Source organism: Pseudomonas sp. CVAP#3 (assembly GCF_018986375.1).
GTDB classification, from domain to species: Bacteria; Pseudomonadota; Gammaproteobacteria; order Pseudomonadales; family Pseudomonadaceae; genus Aquipseudomonas; species Aquipseudomonas helvetica.
Genome location: NZ_JAHMSC010000001.1, coordinates 192,255 through 211,812, shown reverse-complemented (window position 1 = coordinate 211,812; position 19,558 = coordinate 192,255). Strand labels below are relative to the sequence as shown.

The 19,558-nt window shown below is 59.4% G+C and carries 16 protein-coding genes and 2 tRNA genes; 3 read left to right on the top strand and 15 right to left on the bottom strand.

Annotated features, from left to right (window positions below; genetic code table 11):
• Positions 1-2: 2 nt before the first annotated feature.
• From KRR23_RS00970 to KRR23_RS00955, 4 genes are all read right to left on the bottom strand, one after another.
• Positions 3-1,298: a virulence factor family protein gene (locus KRR23_RS00970; RefSeq protein ID WP_216740983.1), complete on the bottom strand. Its 1,296-nt coding sequence runs from the start codon at positions 1,296-1,298 to the stop codon at positions 3-5.
• Positions 1,298-3,886, bottom strand: coding sequence for a bifunctional lysylphosphatidylglycerol flippase/synthetase MprF (gene mprF / locus KRR23_RS00965; protein WP_253911890.1), 2,589 nt, complete (start codon positions 3,884-3,886; stop codon positions 1,298-1,300). The genes KRR23_RS00970 and mprF overlap by 1 nt, the downstream gene beginning before the upstream one ends.
• Positions 3,887-4,218: 332 nt before the next feature.
• Positions 4,219-4,295 (bottom strand) — tRNA-Met (locus tag KRR23_RS00960).
• A gap of 225 nt (positions 4,296-4,520) precedes the next feature.
• Positions 4,521-4,597 (bottom strand) — tRNA-Met (locus tag KRR23_RS00955).
• 299 nt (positions 4,598-4,896) lie between these two features.
• Between KRR23_RS00955 and dinB the strand changes: the two genes are divergently transcribed.
• On the top strand, positions 4,897-5,958 hold the full coding sequence (gene dinB, locus KRR23_RS00950) for a DNA polymerase IV (protein WP_216740981.1): 1,062 nt from the start codon (positions 4,897-4,899) through the stop codon (positions 5,956-5,958).
• Between the two features lie 82 nt (positions 5,959-6,040).
• On the opposite strand, the gene KRR23_RS00945 is transcribed toward dinB, so the two are convergent.
• From KRR23_RS00945 to KRR23_RS00925, 5 genes are all read right to left on the bottom strand, one after another.
• A complete protein-coding gene (locus tag KRR23_RS00945; RefSeq protein ID WP_054595983.1) occupies positions 6,041-6,994 on the bottom strand; it encodes a hypothetical protein in 954 nt (317 codons plus the stop codon).
• Between the two features lie 17 nt (positions 6,995-7,011).
• Positions 7,012-8,727 (bottom strand): proline--tRNA ligase, encoded by a 1,716-nt coding sequence (locus tag KRR23_RS00940; RefSeq protein ID WP_216740980.1) that lies wholly within the window; start codon positions 8,725-8,727, stop codon positions 7,012-7,014.
• A 125-nt stretch (positions 8,728-8,852) separates the two neighbouring features.
• Entirely contained in the window at positions 8,853-10,415 is a 1,563-nt protein-coding gene (locus KRR23_RS00935) for an AmpG family muropeptide MFS transporter (protein ID WP_103315464.1), read from the bottom strand.
• Between the two features lie 43 nt (positions 10,416-10,458).
• Positions 10,459-10,773, bottom strand: a complete 315-nt coding sequence (locus KRR23_RS00930; protein ID WP_253911889.1) for an MGMT family protein — start codon at positions 10,771-10,773, stop codon at positions 10,459-10,461.
• A gap of 197 nt (positions 10,774-10,970) precedes the next feature.
• Positions 10,971-11,180: a cold-shock protein gene (locus tag KRR23_RS00925; RefSeq protein ID WP_002554837.1), complete on the bottom strand. Its 210-nt coding sequence runs from the start codon at positions 11,178-11,180 to the stop codon at positions 10,971-10,973.
• A 355-nt stretch (positions 11,181-11,535) separates the two neighbouring features.
• Here KRR23_RS00925 and dcd point away from each other — a divergent pair, with 355 nt between their 5' ends.
• Together dcd and KRR23_RS00915 are read left to right on the top strand one after the other, a co-directional pair.
• Positions 11,536-12,102 (top strand): dCTP deaminase, encoded by a 567-nt coding sequence (gene dcd, locus KRR23_RS00920; RefSeq protein WP_019692149.1) that lies wholly within the window; start codon positions 11,536-11,538, stop codon positions 12,100-12,102.
• Positions 12,103-12,209: 107 nt separating this feature from the next.
• On the top strand, positions 12,210-12,428 hold the full coding sequence (locus tag KRR23_RS00915; RefSeq protein ID WP_216740978.1) for a hypothetical protein: 219 nt from the start codon (positions 12,210-12,212) through the stop codon (positions 12,426-12,428).
• A gap of 146 nt (positions 12,429-12,574) precedes the next feature.
• Here KRR23_RS00915 and KRR23_RS00910 read toward each other — a convergent pair whose 3' ends face one another.
• The 6 genes from KRR23_RS00910 to KRR23_RS00885 all read right to left on the bottom strand — a co-directional run bounded on the left by KRR23_RS00910 (position 12,575) and on the right by KRR23_RS00885 (position 19,464).
• Positions 12,575-13,339 (bottom strand): ABC transporter ATP-binding protein, encoded by a 765-nt coding sequence (locus tag KRR23_RS00910; RefSeq protein WP_216740977.1) that lies wholly within the window; start codon positions 13,337-13,339, stop codon positions 12,575-12,577.
• 13 nt (positions 13,340-13,352) lie between these two features.
• Complete coding sequence (locus tag KRR23_RS00905) at positions 13,353-14,471, bottom strand: succinylglutamate desuccinylase/aspartoacylase family protein (protein ID WP_216740976.1); 1,119 nt, start codon at positions 14,469-14,471, stop codon at positions 13,353-13,355.
• Positions 14,472-14,498: 27 nt separating this feature from the next.
• On the bottom strand, positions 14,499-15,209 hold the full coding sequence (locus KRR23_RS00900) for an ABC transporter permease (RefSeq protein WP_054595990.1): 711 nt from the start codon (positions 15,207-15,209) through the stop codon (positions 14,499-14,501).
• Positions 15,206-15,934 carry an ABC transporter permease gene (locus KRR23_RS00895; RefSeq protein WP_054595991.1) on the bottom strand — a complete coding sequence of 243 codons (729 nt, stop codon included), beginning with the start codon at positions 15,932-15,934 and terminating at the stop codon, positions 15,206-15,208. The genes KRR23_RS00900 and KRR23_RS00895 overlap by 4 nt, the downstream gene beginning before the upstream one ends.
• A gap of 58 nt (positions 15,935-15,992) precedes the next feature.
• Positions 15,993-16,772 carry a transporter substrate-binding domain-containing protein gene (locus KRR23_RS00890; protein ID WP_145020364.1) on the bottom strand — a complete coding sequence of 260 codons (780 nt, stop codon included), beginning with the start codon at positions 16,770-16,772 and terminating at the stop codon, positions 15,993-15,995.
• 241 nt (positions 16,773-17,013) lie between these two features.
• Positions 17,014-19,464 (bottom strand): penicillin acylase family protein, encoded by a 2,451-nt coding sequence (locus tag KRR23_RS00885; protein WP_216740975.1) that lies wholly within the window; start codon positions 19,462-19,464, stop codon positions 17,014-17,016.
• Between the last annotated feature and the right edge of the window lie 94 nt (positions 19,465-19,558).

The window sequence follows — 19,558 nt, the reverse complement described above, 5'->3', positions numbered from 1 at the left end:
GGTCACTGTTCTGCGACCTTGTCCTTGGCCTGACGCTTCACGATCGCATCGACCAGGCGTTTGGCCAGGGCCGGGTAGTTCTCGTCGAAGTGGTGGCCGCCCGGCAGCTTCAAGGCTTCACCAACAGCGGTCTTGTCGGTGCAGCCACTCTCGGCAATTTCTTCTGCGCCGTAGATGCACAACACCTTGTCAGCCGGCAGCTTGGCCATTTCCGGGCCGGTGGCGGCCTCTTTGCCGGCATTGCCGAGCCAGCCTTCGACCTGGATTTCGAAGCTGCCGGTGCGGGCAAAGGCCAGCAGGATGATTGCATCGACCCGCTGCTGTTCGCTTTCCGGCATGCGGTTGTAGATCGCCGGCAAGACGTCGGCACCGAACGAGTAGCCCGTCAGGATGAAGCGTTTGGTGCCCCACTTCTGACGGTAGTGCTGCATCAGTTCGGTAAGGTCAACGGCGCTTTGCTCAGGGCTCTTGTGCTGCCAGTAGTAGCGCAGGGTGTCGATGCCGACCACCGGGTAACCGATCTTCGCCATTTCACCGGCTACGTCACGGTCCAGGTCACGCCAGCCGCCGTCACCGGAAAGGAACAGGGTGACGGTGTCCTTGGCTTGGCCGGCGGGCACTTCGACCACCGGAATGTTCAGGCCGCCATTGCCCTTGTCGGCGCCGACGAGGATCTTGCGCAGTTCGTTGTTGAGGACTTGCGGCAGGTTGATGTCGTAGTCGCTGATGCTGGTTTCGGCATTGGGTTGATCGCGCACGAAACCGGCGCTGGTGTCGTCCGGGTTATCGTTCCATGCGACCAGCCAGCGACCGTGAGCTGCGCTTTTTGGCAGCTGTTGTGTGCAGCCGGGTTTTTCCAGCGCCAGGTCTACTGAAACGGCCTGTGACTTGTCGTCCTTCTGCTCGGCCAGCCAGCGCCAGGCCAGGATAGCGCCAGGGCCGATACCGCTGACCAGGGTCGCTGGGCCTTTGAGCTGCTGGAAGGCCGCCTGCAGGGCATTACCTTGCTGCGTGCAGTCGGTGGGCAGGACCACTTGAACGATTTGCGCGGCACCGCCACGGCTCAGGGTCATCAGTTGCTTGTCGCTGAGCTTCTGATCTTCGTTCACCGCGACGACCACCTGGGCGCGCGGCGTGGTGCCGGGAATGACCCGGGTCATTGCCGGGCCATCAACGGGCGTCAGCAGTTCCAGGGTGGGCTCGGGTGCCGGGCGGTTCCAGTACCAGTAACCGCCACCGAGGATCACAGCCAGCACCACCAGAGTGGCCAATACATACCGCCAGGAGCGTTGAATCATCAGCGTTTCACCAATCCAGTCAAGCCGCCCGCAATCAGGGCGGCGGTATCGGCCAGCGCCACCAGCGGATCGAGTCCGGCGGGCACGGCCATGTAACGTGGTTCCCAGTCAGGCTGGAATTTGTCTTTGAAGCGGCGCAGCCCCTGGAAGTTATAGAGCTGCTCGCCACGGCGAAACACCATCGAGCCGAGGCGTTGGGTCAGTGGCGCGCCACGACGGGGTTGCAGGCCCGACAGCGGCACCATGCCCAGACTGAAGCGTGCATATCCATGATTTTTATAATGTTGAATCAGGCCGACCATCATGAACTCCATGGTCAGCTTGGGCGCATCCGGGTGTGCACGCATCAGGTCGAGGCTGGCCAGGTCGTGGCTATACGTCTCGAGCAGGTTGGCGAATGCCACCGGGCGACCTTCAAAGTGAATGATCGCAATACGGAAGTGCTTGAGGTAATCGTCGCTGAAGCGGCCGAGAGAGAAGCCTTTTTCGCGAACGTTCTTGCCGGTCAGCCAGGCATCGGAAATGACCTTCAGCTCTTCCATGGGGGCATGACCCGGTTCGTGGATTTCCAGCGACAGGCCATCGCGGGTGCCACGGTTCCAGGTGTAGCGCAGGTCCTTCATCTCTTTGCCCTTGGCCTCGAGATCAAAACGATGCAGGTCAACCCGGGCTTCTTCGCCCAGTTTGATCGCGGTCAGGCCGATGTCCATGTAGTACGGCAGGTTTTCGGCGCGTACCTGATAGAACACCGGACGGGCGTGATGAAGGTCGCAGAGGTCGCGGAACTGCCAGATCATTTCCGCGCGTTGCTGGGTCGGGCCGATCGGGTCGTACAGGGCCACCAGACTGCGGCCACGACGCGCATACATCAAGAACGCTTCGTCGTTAGGGTGAAACAGTAGCGCCTTGTCACCGGTCAGTGCGAGGCCGCCGTCCGGTTGCGACGAGGCCATCAGGATCTTCAGCGCCTTATCCAGCTCTGCGGCGTCGGGCTGATGAATCACCGGGCGCGCGGTGCGCAGCAGCCAGGTCAGAGACACCACTACCAGCAGAACGGCCGCACCAAGCAACGAGCGCAGGCCGCGCGGGGCATCGGAATCCAGGGTGAACTGCCACCACAGTTGATGGCTGTACGGCACATCCTGATAGGCGAACAGCAGGAGCCAGATCGAGGCGCCCAGCACGCACAGGCTGGCCACCAGGTACAGCGGCGAGAACGGCACTTCGGTCAAGCGGCTAGGGCGGTAGAAAGAGCGACGGAAGATCGCCAGCAGACTGGCGGTCAGGATCATCAGGCAGGCTTCTTCCCAGTCGAACCCTTTGAGCAGCGAGAGTACCGCACCGATCATCAGCAAGATGGTGGTCAGCATCCAGGCGGCCGAGAGGCGCCGACGCAGGCCTTGAGCCAGCAGCAGGCAGAGCACGCCGATCAGGCTGGCACCGAAGTGCGAAGCATCGACCAGGCGATGGGGGATCAGGAACCCGATGTGTTCCAGACGGGTGTCGATTTCCGGTGTCGCACCGGAGAACAGCAACACCACGCCAGACAGGAACACCAGGATCGCCAGTACCGGCGCGGCCATGCCCGAGGCGGCGCGCAGCGATTGACGGGTGTTGAACAGGCGCTGTGCTTCATTGATCAGCAGCAGGACGCAAGCGACCAATAGCGGCAGAACCACATAGATCAGGCGATACAGCAGCAGGGCGGCGGCCAGTGGCGCAGCGCCGAGTTTGTCGGCGAAGGCCGCCAGCAGAATCGCTTCGAATACCCCGACGCCACCCGGTACGTGGCTGAGCACGCCAGCGGCCAGGGCCAGCAGATAGACCAACAGGAAGGCGCCGAACGGTGGCGCTTCCGGCAGCAGCAGGTACAGCACGGTCGCGGCGGCTGCCACGTCCAGTGCGGTAATCACCAGTTGCAGGAAGGTCAGGCGACGACCCGGAAGGCGTAGCGTGCGTCGTCCGATGCGAACCAGCAGGTTGTCGGTATACGGTTGTTCTGGCAGGCGGCGGCGGTACAGGCCGATGGCCAATACCGAGCAGAGCAGCAACACGGCAATCGCAATGGCGCCCAGCAACGGCTGTGACAAGTGCAGCGCGGTGGAAGCGGCGGGCAGGTTGCTGAGTGTCGCCAGGGCTGCGAGCGGCGGCAAAGCGCAGCCCAATGACAGACTGGCAAACAGCGTCATGTGGGCGACTTCCGACGCCCCGAGCCCGTGACGTGCGTACAGACGATAACGCACCGAACCACCGGACAGCAGCGAAAGGCCAATGGCGTTACCAATGGCGAATGCGGTGAAACCACCCAGAATCATGGTGCGCGGCGGCAAGCTCACGCCAGCATAGCGCGTGGCCGACCATTCATAGCCGAGCAGTATGATGAAGCCGGCAATGGTTGCGGCCAATGCGCCGAGCAGGGCCGGCTTCGGCACTTCCAGAATCGAGTCGTGCAGGGCGTAGAGATCGAGTTCGCTTAACAGATGGCGACAGGCAATCAGCGCGATAGCGAACAATAGCAACGTAACCGCCAGGCCAATGGGCTGTCGGTACTTGCTGACCAGATCCAGCCAGTGCAGACGAGTGGCCATGATCGGTTGTGTCGCTGTGACGGTGTCTTGTGAATCAGACGAGTTGGCGCGCATCAATCACCTCTTGGATTGTGCGCGACAGGATGGGGGTATCCAGCCAAGTTACCAATCCCTGTAGAAAAAAATAATCACAAATATTAACGCGTATCACCGAGCATCGGGGATTACGCACATTCAATCGTAGAGAGGCTTGCCTGCGACTCAGCATAGCCTGATCTGGTGGACTCCGAAGAGCGCCAAAGGTTCGTCATACATTGCCAGATCATTGTTGCGAAAGGACTTTTCTGCAGATACAAAAAAGGCCGCTCTTTCGAGCAGCCTTTTTTGATGTTTGGTTGCGGGAGCCGGATTTGAACCGACGACCTTCGGGTTATGAGCCCGACGAGCTACCAGACTGCTCCATCCCGCGTCTGTGTGGCGGCATTCTACAGGCGATCGCCTGAGTGTCAACCGTTAATAGTACGCTGGGTCAAATTAACGTTAATTAGCTTCAAGCGATTGCTGCGCTCAGGTTAAGTATAAGAAGCGCAAAGGGTTTTTTCCTGGCTCTGGCGACAAGAGGGAAGGAGGGGGGGGGGCGAAAAACACGCGCGCACAAAAAAGGCCACTCTTTCGAGTAGCCTTTTTTGATGTTTGGTTGCGGGAGCCGGATTTGAACCGACGACCTTCGGGTTATGAGCCCGACGAGCTACCAGACTGCTCCATCCCGCGTCTGTGTGTCGGCATTCTACAGAGGATCGCCGTGCTGTCAATTGCTAATTGAGAAAAAACTCTTCTCGTTCAATCGCTTAGCGTATCAAGCAGGAGGTCGGACAGGGCTTGAGGGCTTGTGGCATAAGGCTTTCAGCTCTATTGGCGGGTTAATTTCGATTGAGAAAATAAATCCAGTGCAGGCATTTTCTTCTGCTACCAGAGAAGAAATCAGGCGCTGGTGCTATATACAGTTGTCAGTGAGATACTGGCGATCCGGCTCGCCGTAGTCCTTTTTCCTTCATTGAACACCGCCTTATATGACGCAGCGCAAAATCATCCACGTCGATTGTGACTGCTTCTATGCCGCCATCGAGATGCGTGACGACCCGACTCTGGCGAGCAAGCCGCTGGCGGTGGGTGGCTCGGCGGATCATCGCGGGGTTATCGCGACGTGCAACTATGAGGCGCGGGCTTACGGGGTGCGCTCGGCCATGTCCTCACGGCACGCCTTGAAACTGTGCCCGGACCTGGTCATCGTCAAGCCGCGAATGGATGCCTATAGAGAGGCGTCGAAAGAGATTCAGGCGATTTTTCGTGATTACACCGACCTGATCGAGCCACTGTCGCTGGATGAGGCGTATCTCGACGTGTCGGAAAGTGCCCATTTCGCTGGCAGTGCCACGCGAATTGCCCAGGACATTCGGCGCCGGGTCTCCAATCAGTTGCATATCACCGTCTCGGCGGGTGTGGCGCCGAACAAGTTTCTCGCGAAGATCGCCAGTGACTGGAAAAAGCCCAACGGATTGTTTGTGATCACGCCGGATCAGGTCGAGGACTTTGTCTCGCAGTTGCCGGTGAGCAAACTGCATGGTGTCGGCAAAGTCACTGCCGACAAGCTGGCGAAGCTCGGTATTGCCGATTGCCTGCAGTTGCGTGACTGGAACAAATTGGCGTTGGTGCGTGAATTTGGCAGTTTTGGCGAGCGTCTGTGGAGTCTGGCGCGTGGGATCGATGATCGGCAGGTGCAGAACGACAGTCGCCGGCAGTCGGTGAGTGTCGAAAATACCTACGATGTGGATCTGCCGGATCTGGTCAGTTGCCTGGATAAACTACCGGACCTGCTGGAAACCCTGAACGGGCGTATGGCGCGGATCGATAGCAGCTACCGGCCGGGCAAGCCGTTCGTCAAAGTGAAGTTCCATGATTTTACCCAGACGACACTGGAGCAGGCCGGGGCAGGGCGTGATCTGGGTAGCTATCAGTTGTTGCTGACTCAGGCGTTCAATCGGGGTGGCAAACCCGTGCGTTTGCTGGGGATTGGCGTGCGCTTGCAGGATCTGCGTGGCGGCTTTGAGCAGTTGGATCTGTTTGAGCGGTAGGGTCCCATCGCGGGCAAGCCTTGCTCCTACAGAGCCAGACGCTGTGTGTAGGAGCAAGGCTTGCCCGCGATGCATTTAAGCTTTAATTCGGTCCTGGATCCGCCACCAAACGCCCGGCATCCTTGGTCAGCGACTTGAGGAACTCGCTTTGCAACTCGGGATCGTTGCGGGTCAGTTCGATCAGGCTTTGTTCCAGCTCGCTGGCTTCTTCTTCCAGGCCTAGCTCCGACAGGCGTTTGACCCGGTGTACCCACTGGCTCACTTCGTCGTCTTCGAGGTCGTCGTAAATCAGCGTATGAGCTTCCAGCAGCTTGCTGCGCAAGGTGCTGCTGATCGTCAGGGACGAGTCGGTGTGCACATCGTCCTGAGCATCTTCAACAGTAATCTGCAGCTTTCCGATACGGTTCAGGTCCTGCTCCGCGAACGGGCTGTCCAGCAGGTTCAAGCGCAACACGCCGTTGCGGTCGGTGGTGAGCTCGAAGGTCTGTGTGCCGGCCTTGACCTCTACCGGGCGCTCGCTCCATGGCAGGCTCGAATATTCCATGCGCTTATCACGCTGGACTTCATCGATACCGGCCAGGTTCTGTTGTGCGCGACCATGGGACTGTATGTTCATGAACGGGTTGAGCCCGGCAATGCCATTGCTGATCCAGTCCTTGGTCATGCTGTCTGGCAGGTTGCCGAGGGCGAACACGTTGGCGATGTTCGCGCCGACGCCGCCCACCAAAGTCACCGCGCCCAGCGGGATCTCGTAGACCTTGCGCCAGGGTTGGTAAGGCGTGTAGCGATCGTAGCGCCGGGTGACATCGTACTCGGTGACTTCGAAGGTCTTCTGCTCGTGAATCCGAACCCGGCGTTGCGGCAGCTCAAGCACCTTAGGCTCACCGACATCGATCTGCAGGCTGTGATCGAGCAGTTTGCGCTCGATGCGTTCCTCGTGCTCGCTGCGTTGTGACATCTGATTGGCGCAGCCGCTGAGCAACAGGGTGCCGCACAGGGCGGCACCACCGAGGTTTAAGGTGTTTCGCTTGAACATGACTTCTCTATCTGGTGTCAGCGGCGGATACGAGCCTGGAGGAACGACAGTACGTCAGCGACCGGAAGCGCTTGCGGCTCGGCCTCGGTACGGCTCTTGTATTCCAGGTTGCCGTCGGCGAGGCCACGGTCACTGACCACGATCCGGTGAGGAATGCCGATCAGCTCCATGTCCGCGAACTTGATGCCCGGGCTGGTTTTCTTGTCGCGATCGTCCAGCAGCACTTCGAAGCCAGCCGCAGTCAGTTCTGCGTAGAGCTTGTCGGTGGCTTCGCGAACCAGGTCGGTCTCGTAGCGCAATGGCACCAGGGCGATCTGGAATGGTGCGAGGCTGTCGCTCCAGATGATGCCTTTCTCGTCGTTGTTCTGCTCGATGGCCGCCGCGACTACGCGGGACACGCCGATGCCGTAGCAACCCATTTCCAGGGTTACCGGCTTGCCGTTCTCGCCGAGTACTTCGCACTTCATCGCTTTGCTGTACTTGTTGCCCAGCTGGAAAATGTGCCCGACTTCGATGCCGCGCTTGATTTCCAGGGTGCCTTTGCCGTCAGGGCTCGGGTCACCGGCCACGACGTTACGCAGGTCGGCAACGGTCGGTACTGGCAGATCACGCTCCCAGTTCACGCCGAAGTAGTGCTTGTCGTCGATGTTGGCACCGATGCCGAAGTCGCTCATCAGCTCGACGGAGCGGTCGATGATGATTGGCAGCGGCAGGTTCAGCGGGCCAAGGGAGCCTGCGCCAGCGCCGATGGCGTCACGCAGTTCGGCTTCAGAGGCCATGACCAGCGGACTGGCGACGCCAGGCTGGTTGGCGGCCTTGATTTCGTTCAGTTCGTGGTCGCCACGGATGATCAGGGCAATCAGCTTGCCTTTCTCTTCTGCGTGAACCACCAGGGTCTTGATGGTTTTTTCGATTGGCAGATTGAAGCCTTCGACCAGTTGCGCAATGGTCTTGGCGTTCGGGGTGTCGACCAGTCGCAGTTCTTCAGTCGGTGCGGCGCGCGAGGTTTCCCGTGGCACGGCTTCGGCTTTCTCGATGTTCGCTGCGTAGTCGGAACCGTTGCTGAAGACGATGTCGTCTTCACCGGATTCGGCCAGTACGTGGAACTCGTGGGAGCCGGCGCCGCCGATGGAGCCGTTGTCGGCTTCTACAGGGCGGAACTTCAGGCCCAGGCGGGTGAACACATTGCAGTACGCCTGGTGCATGCGGTCGTAAGTGACCTGCAGCGATGCCTGATCAGCGTGGAAGGAGTAGGCGTCCTTCATGATGAATTCGCGACCGCGCATCAAGCCGAAGCGTGGGCGGATTTCGTCACGGAATTTGGTCTGGATCTGGTACAGGTTGATCGGCAGCTGCTTGTAGCTGCTCAACTCATTGCGCATCAGGTCGGTGATCACTTCTTCGTGAGTCGGGCCGGCGCAGAAATCGCGACCGTGACGATCCTTGAAGCGCAGCAGTTCAGGGCCGTACTCTTCCCAGCGACCGGATTCCTGCCACAGCTCAGCCGGTTGAGTGCTCGGCATCAACACTTCGAGAGAGCCGGCGGCGTTCATTTCTTCGCGAACGACGGCTTCGACCTTGCGCATCACTCGCAAGCCCATCGGCAGCCAGGTGTACAGGCCGGAGGCGAGTTTGCGGATCATGCCGGCGCGCAGCATCAACTGATGGCTGACGACGACCGCATCGGAAGGCGTTTCTTTCTGTGTGGCGAGCAAAAATTGACTGGTGCGCATGGTAGGCCGTTGTCGGTTGCTGAAGACTAGAAATGACGAAGCATTGTACGGGCGAGATTTGCTGGCGTACAGGATTGCGGCCGGCGGTGTGGCTTGAGTGCGGAGAAAACTCCGCACTCAAGGCGCTACGACTCTTCGACGGCGGTGGTGGTCTGGGCCGGCTCGGGTGTTGGTGTCGGACCTTCGCGGCGGTTTTCCTGGAACCAGTGCAGGGCGATCAACAGCAGGGTCGGCACGCCAAGCAGGGTCGTGATGATGAAGAAGTTGTGATAGCCGTATTTCTCCACCATGACTCCGGAGTAGCCGCCGATCAGGCGTGGCAGCAGGAGCATGATCGAGCTGAGCAGGGCGTACTGGGTCGCGGAAAACTTCAGGTTGGTCAGGCTCGACAGGTAGGCGACGAAGGCCGAGGTCGCCATGCCCGAACTGAAGTTGTCGAGGGAGATGGTGACGATCAGCATCTCCAGGTTGGCGCCCATGTCGGCGAGCATCACAAACAGCAGGTTGGTAGCGGCTGATGCGAACCCGCCGATGAACAGAATCGGCAGGATGCCGAAACGCACGATCAGCAGGCCACCCATGCCGGCGCCTATCAGGGTCATGATCAGGCCGAAGATCTTGCTGACGCCGGCGATCTGATCCTTGGTGAAGCCCAGGTCGATGTAAAACACGTTGGCCATTACGCCCATCACGGTGTCGGACATTCGATAGGTGGCGATCAGGCCCAGCAGCAGAAAGGCCTGCCAGCGGTAGCGGACAACGAAGTCGTTGACGGGCGTCAGCACCGGGGCCAGGCCGCGACGGCCCATGGTGGAGAGGCACAGGCTGGTCAGGATGATGTAGAGCAGCGCCCGTAGAAATGCCCGATCTTCCAGCAGCAGATCCAATGGGCTCATGGCGCCCGTGATGACGCTGGCGAAATCAGTGTTGTAGAGCTGGGTAAACATCGCGGGTACGGATACCAGCAAAACGATGAGTACGAATACCGACGCGAGTTGGTGCACAAAGCTGTAGCGCCCGGCGGACAGCTGGGTACGCAGCGGCACGGGAGGTTCGCGCATCAGCAGGGTGGTCACCAGCGCCGGGATCATCAGCAGGCCGAACAGCGCGTAGGTGCCGGTCCAGGCCGAGTGTTTGTAGTTGAACCCGGTGGAGCCGAAACCTTCGGCAATGAACAATGCGCCGGCTGTCGCCAGGAGCGCCGCGACCCGATAGCCGGACATATAACTGGCAGCCAATGCAGCCTGGCGCGTGTCGTCGACAATTTCCAGGCGATAGGCGTCGACGGCAATGTCCTGGGTGGCAGAGGCGAACGCGACCAGAACGGCAATTGCAATCAGCCAGGACAGGTGCTTTTGCGGGTCGCAGAAACCCATGCCGATCAGGCCGAGGACCAGCAGTATTTGCGCCAGGACCAGCCAGGAGCGTCGTCGACCGAGTTTGCCGAGCAATGGCAGGCGCCACTGGTCGAGAAGTGGCGACCACACCCATTTAAACGCATAGGCCAGCCCGATCAGGCTGGCATAACCAATCGTTTCACGGGCTACGCCGGCCTCACGCAGCCAGACGGATAGCGTTGAGAACACCAGCATGTAGGGTAGGCCAGCGGCGAAACCCAGTAGCAATAGTACGAGCGTCGAGGGGCTGGCATAAGCAGCGAGCGCGGCGCGCCAGGTTTTACGGGGCATGGGCTGGAGTCTGCCTCAAAATTGCGAAAACAAAGCGCGCACTCTAACCGCTGTGCTCTACCGGACGCCAGCCATGACGCTGAATATCAACACGATTGTTCAGGATGCTGACACCTTCCATGCGCAGCCGTGCCCGCTGTTCATCGCCGGAGGGGCTTCCCGCCGGCAAACTGAGGCGACCGCCGGCAGCCAATACGCGATGCCAGGACAGCTTGGTGTCGCCGGGTAATTGACTCAATGTGCGACCCACCCAGCGCGCCGCCCGCCCCAGGCCTGCCAGTTCGGCGAGCTGGCCGTAACTCACCACTTTGCCTTCCGGAACCTGGGCCAGGGTCAGGTAGAGCGTGGTTCGGCGCATCTGTGCCGGGGTCTCGGTTTCATGGTTGGCGTCAGTCACGTTGCCGCTTCCTGATGAGGGTGTTGAGGCTGCATCCAGAGTAAGTCTTCCGTGAGCGAATGAAAATCTCGCCAAATCGGGTGTGGCCCGGTAAAAAACAGACGGGCACAAAAAAGCCCCGCTTTTGAGGGCGGGGCTTTTTACTAAATCAGGACAAGTTAGATAACTTGAACTTCTTCAGCTTGCATGCCTTTCTGACCGCGGGTAGCGATGAAAGAAACCTGTTGGCCTTCTTTCAGGCTTTTGAAGCCGTCGGATTGGATAGCTTTGAAGTGAACGAACAGGTCGTCACCGGATTGTGGAGTGATGAAGCCGAAGCCTTTTTCATCGTTGAACCACTTAACGGTACCGGTTTGGCGATTAGACATGGTGTAACTCCTTGAACAAAGATAACTGCGACTCAGGAAGAACCCTGGCCGAGACTGAGTGCAAAGAGCAGGAAAAATTCTTGTAGATGGTTGGATCGAAATTCAACATATCGTGTAGAGATTCTCAGTGACACAAGCAGCACAGTGGCGCCACCTTAACCCTTTTTCCTGAACGTGCCAATGGTCTTTGCGAAGGTTTCTCTGTTTTCATGACTGACGGTGCGCCGTATTGCCGCGAAGGCCCGGAAGTCGTGGGGGATCGGCGAGAATTGTGCCCCGGACTTTGAACCGGCGGCGCGCCCCGGTAAGATGCCGGACAGAATTTTTCCACCTCGCTATTCAGGACACCCCCGCCATGAGCATCAAATCGGACAAGTGGATTCGCCGCATGGCGCAAGAGCACGGCATGATCGAGCCGTTCGTAGAGCGCCAGATGCGTGGCGAAGGCGCCGATCGGTTGATTTCCTTCGGCGTATCGAGCTATGGCTATGACGTGCGTTGCGCCGATGAATTCAAGGTGTTCACCAACATCAATTCGGCGACTGTCGATCCGAAAAACTTTGATGAGAAGAGCTTCGTCGACGTCAAAAGCGATGTGTGCATCATTCCGCCGAACTCTTTCGCGCTGGCGCGTACCGTCGAGTTCTTCCGTATTCCGCGCAATGTACTGACGATCTGCCTGGGTAAGAGCACCTACGCTCGTTGCGGCATCATCGTCAACGTCACGCCGCTGGAACCGGAGTGGGAAGGTCACGTGACCCTGGAGTTCTCGAACACCACCACGTTGCCTGCGAAGATCTACGCCAACGAGGGTGTGGCGCAGATGCTGTTCTTCGAGTCTGACGAAGAATGTGAAGTGTCCTACAAGGACCGTGGTGGCAAGTACCAGGGCCAGCGTGGCGTGACCCTGCCGCGTACCTGAGTCAGCCGTCTGACAAACCGTTGGAATTCCTGAGCGGGCGTACACTCTATGGGGTGTACTGCTCCGATGCGCGCAAGGCGCATCGGGCCATCGCTCAGGAGTGCTTCATGAAGATCGATCCGCGAATAAGTGCCGAACTGGCAAGGCTTGAGCCCAATCAAGTGGGCCTGCTGGCCTGGTCATTGCTGGCTCATCCGCCTGTCACGCAGGCCGGCGGAATCCCTGGTCAGCCCGACCCCGATACCCCGAACGAACAACCGACCGAACCTGGCGAGCCTGGCGAACCCACCTTGCCGGATAAGCCGCCTCCCGCGCCGGTTGCCTGATTTCCCGCATCGAAATTCAATGGCCCGTGGTTGGTTTGATCCCTGTGGGAGCAAGGCTTGCCCGCGATGAACGATAACGCGGTTTATCTGATGGACCGCATTGTGCCCATCGCGGGCAAGCCATGCTCCTACAAGGGCAGGGGGCGTTACTTGAGGTTGCCGCTGAGGAATTGCTTGAGGCGTTCGCTCTTCGGGTTGCCGAGCACGTCTTCAGGCGCACCTTCTTCCTCTACCAGCCCCTGATGCAGGAACAGCACCTGATTCGAGACTTTGCGGGCGAAGCTCATTTCGTGGGTCACCATGATCATGGTCCGGCCTTCTTCGGCCAGTCCCTGGATCACCTTGAGCACTTCACCCACCAGCTCCGGGTCTAGCGCCGAGGTCGGTTCGTCGAACAGCATGACTTCCGGCTCCATCGCCAGTGCGCGGGCAATCGCCACTCGCTGTTGCTGGCCGCCGGACAGGAACGCCGGGTATTGATCCGCCACACGTGCCGCCAGGCCGACCTTGTCCAGATAACGCCGGGCGCGATCTTCGGCGTCCTTCTTGCTGACACCCAGCACCCGGCGCGGGGCCATGGTGATGTTTTCCAGCACGGTCATGTGGCTCCACAGATTGAAGTGCTGGAACACCATTGCCAGTCGGGTACGGATTCGTTGCAGCTCGGCTTCATCGGCCACCCGCATGCCGTGGTGGTCCTTGATCATGCGGACCGCTTGACCGTCCAGGCTCATGGCGCCGTCGTTGGGTTGTTCGAGAAAGTTGATGCAGCGCAAAAAGGTGCTTTTGCCCGAGCCGCTGGCGCCGATCAGGCTGATCACGTCACCGGTCTTGGCCTTGAGCGAAACGCCTTTGAGCACTTCATGAGTGCCGTAGCATTTATGCAGGCCTTCGATGGTCAGTTTGTACATGGGGCGTGCATCCTCAAGGCGAAAGTAGGTAGCCGGTGCGATAGGCTTCGAGGCCTGCAACATGGGCGATCACCATGCCTGCGGTGGCCATTCGGCGAGTCGAACGGGCGTAGAGCAGGCCGGCGTTGGCGCAATGAACCGGGGTCACGCGATCGCCGATCGGGTCGATGATTTCGGCGATCAGTTGTCCCGCCTCCAGGTACTCGCCCGGCAGCACGTGGTACACCAGCAAACCGCCGGCCGGGGTTGCAACCGGTTCTACTGCGGCCAGTGGAGTGGCTGGGTAGGGCAGTTCGGGCAAGGGCGCTGCTTCACCTTCGATTGCGCCGAAATGAACCAGATAGTCGATCAGTGCCTGGCAATCGAGGCTGGCCAGCGGATGATTGACGTCGCCTTGACCGCGTAATTCGACGGTCACCGAGAAACTGCCCAGCGGAATGTCGAAGTGCTCACCGAAGCGCTCCTGCATTTGCCACCAGACCAGAGTGAAACACTCGTCGAACGAATGACCGCCGGAGTCGGTGGCCAGCAGGCTGGCTTCGGCGCCGATGTAGCGCGCCAGTGGCTCGACTTGTGGCCAGGCCTCGGGCGTGGTGTACAGGTGTGCAACGGCTTCGAAATCACAATGCAGGTCCAGCACCATATCCGCGTCGCAGGCCAGTGTTTGCAGGGTCAGGCGCTGGGATTGCAGTTGAGTGCTGGCGGTTTGCCGAGCCAGTGCATTGCGCAGGCCGCTGCGGATCAACTCGAGGTTGTGTTGCGGGTCGTCGTTCAGTTGTCCTTCGATCTCATTACCAACTTCTTCACCGAGGTCAACGAACCAGCGGTTGAAATTCTGTCCGCTTTCCAGCTCATAGCGCCCCAGTGGTACGTCCATCAGCACTTGTTCGAGGCCAATCGGGTTGGCCACGGGCACCAGCACGATCTCGCTGCGCAGACGGCCGGCGGCTTCGAGCTCCGCCAGACGCAGCTTGAGGTGCCAGGCCACCAGCATGCCGGGCATTTCGTCGGCGTGCAGCGAGGACTGGATGTAGATCTTGCCTTTGGCCTGGGGCGGGCCGAAGTGGAAGCTGTGGATCTGTCGTGCAGTACCCGGCAGTGGGGCAAGCAGGTCATGGATCTGGTGGCGCATTTGCTTTTGTGTCCTGAAGCTGGAGAGCTAGTGAGTCGGCCCGAGGAACGCCAGCCATCGGCGTTCGGCCAGTCGGAACAGGCCGACCAGCGCAAAGGTGACGGTCAGGTAAATCAGCGCGGCAATGCCGAACGATTGAAAAGTCAGGAAGGTCGCCGAGTTGGCATCCCGCGCCACTTTCAATACGTCCGGGACGGTGGCGGTGAAGGCTACAGTGGTCGAGTGCAGCATCAGGATCACTTCGTTGCTGTAGTACGGCAGCGAACGGCGCAGGGCTGACGGCATGATCACGTAGGCATAGAGCTTCCAGCCCGTCAGGCCGTAGGCTTTGGCGGCTTCGACTTCACCGTGGTTCATGCTGCGAATCGCCCCGGCGAAAATCTCCGTGGTGTAGGCGCAGGTGTTCAGGGCAAAGGCCAGGATGGTGCAGTTCATCGCATCGCGAAAGAACGCATCGAGAACCGGTTGCGCGCGGACCGCGGCCAGGCTGTAGATCCCGGTGTAGCAAATCAGCAGCTGGATATACAGCGGTGTGCCACGGAACAGGTAGGTGTAGAACTGCACCGGCCAGCGCACATAGAGCTTGCTGGAAACCCGGGCAATCGACAGCGGAATCGACACCAGGAAACCGATAAAGATCGAGGCGCTGAGCAGCCACATGGTCATCGCCAGGCCAGTAATGTGGTAACCGTCGGTATAAAGGAACGGTTTCCAGTAGTCCTGTAGAAGTTCGATCATCGTACGGCCTCCCGGGCACCGGCGGCATAACGGCGTTCAAGCCTGCGCAGGACAAAGTTCGAAGCGCTGGTGATCAGCAGATAAATCAAGGCGGCCAACACCAGGAAGTAAAACAGTTGATAGGAGCTTTTACCGGCGTCCTGAGCCGCTTTGACCAGGTCCGCCAGGCCGATGATCGACACCAGCGCAGTGGCCTTGAGCATCACCATCCAGTTGTTACCGATGCCCGGCAGGGCGAAGCGCATCATCTGCGGGAACACCACGAAGCGAAACCGCTGTCCGCGCTTGAGGCCATAAGCAGTGGCGGCTTCGACCTGACCCCGTGGGACGGCGAGAATCGCGCCGCGAAAGGTCTCGGTGAAATACGCACCATAGATGAAGCCCAGGGTGATGACCCCGGCGCTGAACGGGTTGATTTCGATGTACTCCCATTCCATCAGGTCGGTAAGGGAGGTCAGCCAGGTTTGCAGGCTGTAGAAAATCAGCAGCATCAGTACCAGGTCCGGCACGCCGCGAATCAGTGTGGTGTAGATCTGGGCCGGAACCCGCAGCAATTTGACGCTGGAGAGTTTGGCAGTGGCGCCGAGCAGGCCGAGCAACACGGCCACCAGCAGCGACAATACCGATAATTTGATGGTCATCCAGGTGCCTTGCATCAGCAGCGGGCCAAAGCCCTTCAAGCTGAAGGCAGAAAGCCCGAGGTTTTGTAACAGCTGTTCAAACATAAAATCTGCGACCCGATAACGTGAAAAAAGCGCCCATCACGAGGATGGGCGCCGGGCATTATTTGCCGCTGTACAGATTCAGATCACCAAAGTGTTTCTTTTGAATGGTCGCGTAGGTGCCATCATCGTGTAACGCTTTGATACCTTTATCGAGAAGGGCTTTGAGCTCTTTGTTACCTTTCGAGATACCGACAGCTGTTTTGGCTGGCAGCAAAGGATCGTTGACCGGCTTGCTGACTTCGTAAGCAGCGCCTTGTGGCGACTTCAAAAAGCCCAGTTGGGCTTGCAGCATGTCCTGGATCGAGGCGTCCAGACGACCGGAAGTCAGGTCAGCGTAGACCTGGTCCTGGTTGGCGTAGGCCTGAGTGGTCACGCCAGCCTTGTCCAGCACGGCCTTGGCGTAGGCTTCCTGGATGGTGCCTTGCTCGTAGCCGACCTTTTTACCCTTGAGCGAGGCCACGTCAGAAATGCCGGAGCCTTTCTTGTAGACCAGTGCGGTCGGGCCGGAGAACAGCTCGCTGGAGAAGTCGATGACTTTTTCGCGGGCTTCGGTGACGGTCATCGAAGAGATCACACCGTCGAATTTATTGGCCTTGAGGCCCGGAATCATGCCGTCGAAATCGCTTTCGACCCATTTGCACTTGACCTTCAGCTCGGCGCAGATCGCGTTGCCCAGATCGATGTCGAAGCCCACCAGGCTGCCGTCGGCCGCTTTGGACTCGAACGGAGCGTAGGAAGGGTCAACGCCAAAACGCAGTTCTTTGTATTCCTTGGCCAGTGCGGAACCAGCGGCCATGCACAACGCCAGTGCAGAAAGGGTCAGCAATGCTTTTTTCATTATTAAATCCCTAAGAACCAATTTGAGCGCTTGTGGCGCGAAATTATTGTTACTGGAAAGCGTAAGACCTTATGAAAGTAGCAATTTCCGAACCAGAGTCCCGAACAAGCGTTTTAAAAGATGATTCAAGACACGTCTGGAAAGGAATCGTGCCCAAAAACGGGCGTTAACAATTTGTCGCACCAACGTAGGGCGATCCGTGACGAGGAAGCAAGCTCCCCTGTCACAGATCACTCTCGCGTTACTTACCCGGTACCAGGGTCAGCCGCGTTTTGCCATACACCTTGTCGAAGTTCTGCGGTTGCATCGGCAAGCTCATGTATTGGCCTTTGAGCCACGGGTCGATGCTGTCGATATAGTTCGGGCTGGCCGGGTTGCCGGATTGGCCGGTGCCGCTCTGACCCATCAGCGGTTCGGCCTGGCCGAAGTCGACAATGAAACGCATCGCCGGCACCAGCGTCACGTTGAAATCCTGCCCCCACGTGTACGCGGCAGCATTCAATGTGGTGTGGTCACCTCCGGCTGACATGGCGCCACGCACGGTCTGGCCACGGCTGTTTTTCCATTCGTAGTGGTGCAGTTTGCCCCACTGCCAGGCTTTGTGGTCGGCACCCATCTGGCTCTCGCCGGCGGTAATGGCCGCGGCCAGGCTACGGGCGAGAATGGTCGGTTTATCTTCTTTCTGCTGCGTGCGCAGGTCATCCCAGAACGGGCTGTCTTCGCGGCCCAGCAAATGGTCGGCCTGGGCCGAGTAGGACAATTTGCCGTTGGCGACGAAGGCCTTCCACGTCGGGCTGGACTCTGGGCCGAGCTCGTCGAGGAAGATCTGCTTCATGCTCTCTTGCAGGAACAGTTCATAGATCGCTGCGTCGGCCGAGGTCGGGCTGAGCTTGCCATCGAACGCCATCAAGCGGCTGTAAGCTTCGCGCGCTTTGCCGGCTTCGGCAGCAGGCAGTGCGTCAATCGCCTGTTTCAGCGGCTGGGACATGCCCGGCGCTTCAAACATCTTTTTCAGTTTGGCGGCGAACAGCGTGGTCTGGTCGTACTGCATCGCGATCATGCTGCGGCTGTCGTGCTTGCCTGCAGCCGCCAGCTCGGCGATGCGCTCGCCACGCTCGGGCGCAGCCCAGGAGTTGGACAGCTGCATGCCGTAACCATGAGGGATGACCCGCTGGTTGGCGGTGCCGACCCAGCCTTGGGCCGGGTCCTGGTCATAAGGGTGGAGCATCGGGTCGGCGTAACCGTCCCAGTCGTAACGACCTTCCCAGCCCGGCGATGGCAACAGGCCTTCACCTTCGCGGCGGTTCGGGAAGCGCCCGGTGACTTGCCAGCCGATGTGGCTGGCGTCGGCGAACACCATGTTCAGCGCGATAGCGCGGATTTCACGGCTGGCGTCCGAGGCTTTCTCTGCGCTCTGTGCACGGGACAGGTCGAAGAAGGCATCGAGGCTCTTGTCGTCGGTAAAACTCGGCATCTGCAACGCCAGACCGAAACCATTACCCAGTGCGGTGCCTTGGGCGCTGTTGAGCAGCGGGCCGTGGCGGGTTTCGTACACGGCTTCGCGAATCGGCCGCTGACCTTTGACGAAGTAGGTTTCGTTGCGAACTGTCACCGGCTGCCATTTGCCAGCGACTTCGTAGCTCAGGCCATTGCCTTGACGCTTGAGCTTTTCAAGGAACAGGTCCTGGTTATCGCCCATGACCGCGGTCATGCTCCACGCCACTTTACCGTTGAAACCGGCGAGGACCATCGGAAGGCCCGCAATGGAAACCCCGGCCGCCTGGTACTTCGGCGAACGGATCTGCACGTAGTTCCACAGCGACGGCACGCCAATCGGGAATTGGCTGTCGCTGGCCAGCAGGCTCTTGCCGCTGCGACTGCGCTGCGGGGCAATTGCCCAGTTGCTCGACGCCGTGGCCCCGAGCAAATTCAATGCGGACAACTGGTCGCCGGCTTTGCTGAGTTCGCTCAGGCCCGGGATCGTACCGTTGAGCTTCACGCCTTTAAGCTTGTCAGCTTCGGCGAGTGGCAGCTTTTCGTCCGGATACGACGGCAACAGCCACGGGAGTTTGTCTGTGGAGACGGTTTGCGCCATCACCAACGAAGCGATTTCTTGCGGCAGGTTGGCTGACTGGCTGAAGTTCAGCAGGCAGAAAATCAGCGCCGAATCTTCCGGTTTCCAGTATTCAGGCTTGTAGCCAGTGGCGGCCAGGTCTGACGGCAGCTTGTCGCGATAGCGGAACAGGTAGGCGTTGACCCCGCGTGCATAGACTTCGAAGAAGCGTTGCAGGCGTGGCGAGGAGGCCTTGTAGAGTTCGTCGGCACTTTTCTTCAGGTTGACTGCACGCATGTAGCGGTCAGCGTCGAGCATCTCTGCGCCGGACATCTCCGACAGGCGGCCCTGGGCCAGCAGGCGCATGGTGACCATCTGGGTGATGCGATCACTGGCGTGTACGTAGCCGAGGGTGAACAGCGCGTCGTGGAAGGTGTTGCTTTCGATCAGCGGCACGCCCATGGCATTGCGCCGCACTGAAACGTTCTGCGCCAACCCTTTGAGCGGCTGCACGCCTGCGGTGGGTGGCAGGCTGTCCTGGGCATTCCAGGTCTGGCAACCGGTGAGGCTGAGCACACTGGCCACTGCTGCGGCAACGCCGAACCGGGGAAGAAAAGATGTAAAGGCTGGCGAGGCCATGGCAAAGCTCCTGCGGGAGTAGAGGCGCAATAAAGGCGCTACGTTAGTGAGCAGGAGAAGGCCGCGCAAGCGGGTGCCGATCTTATTTCAAGGT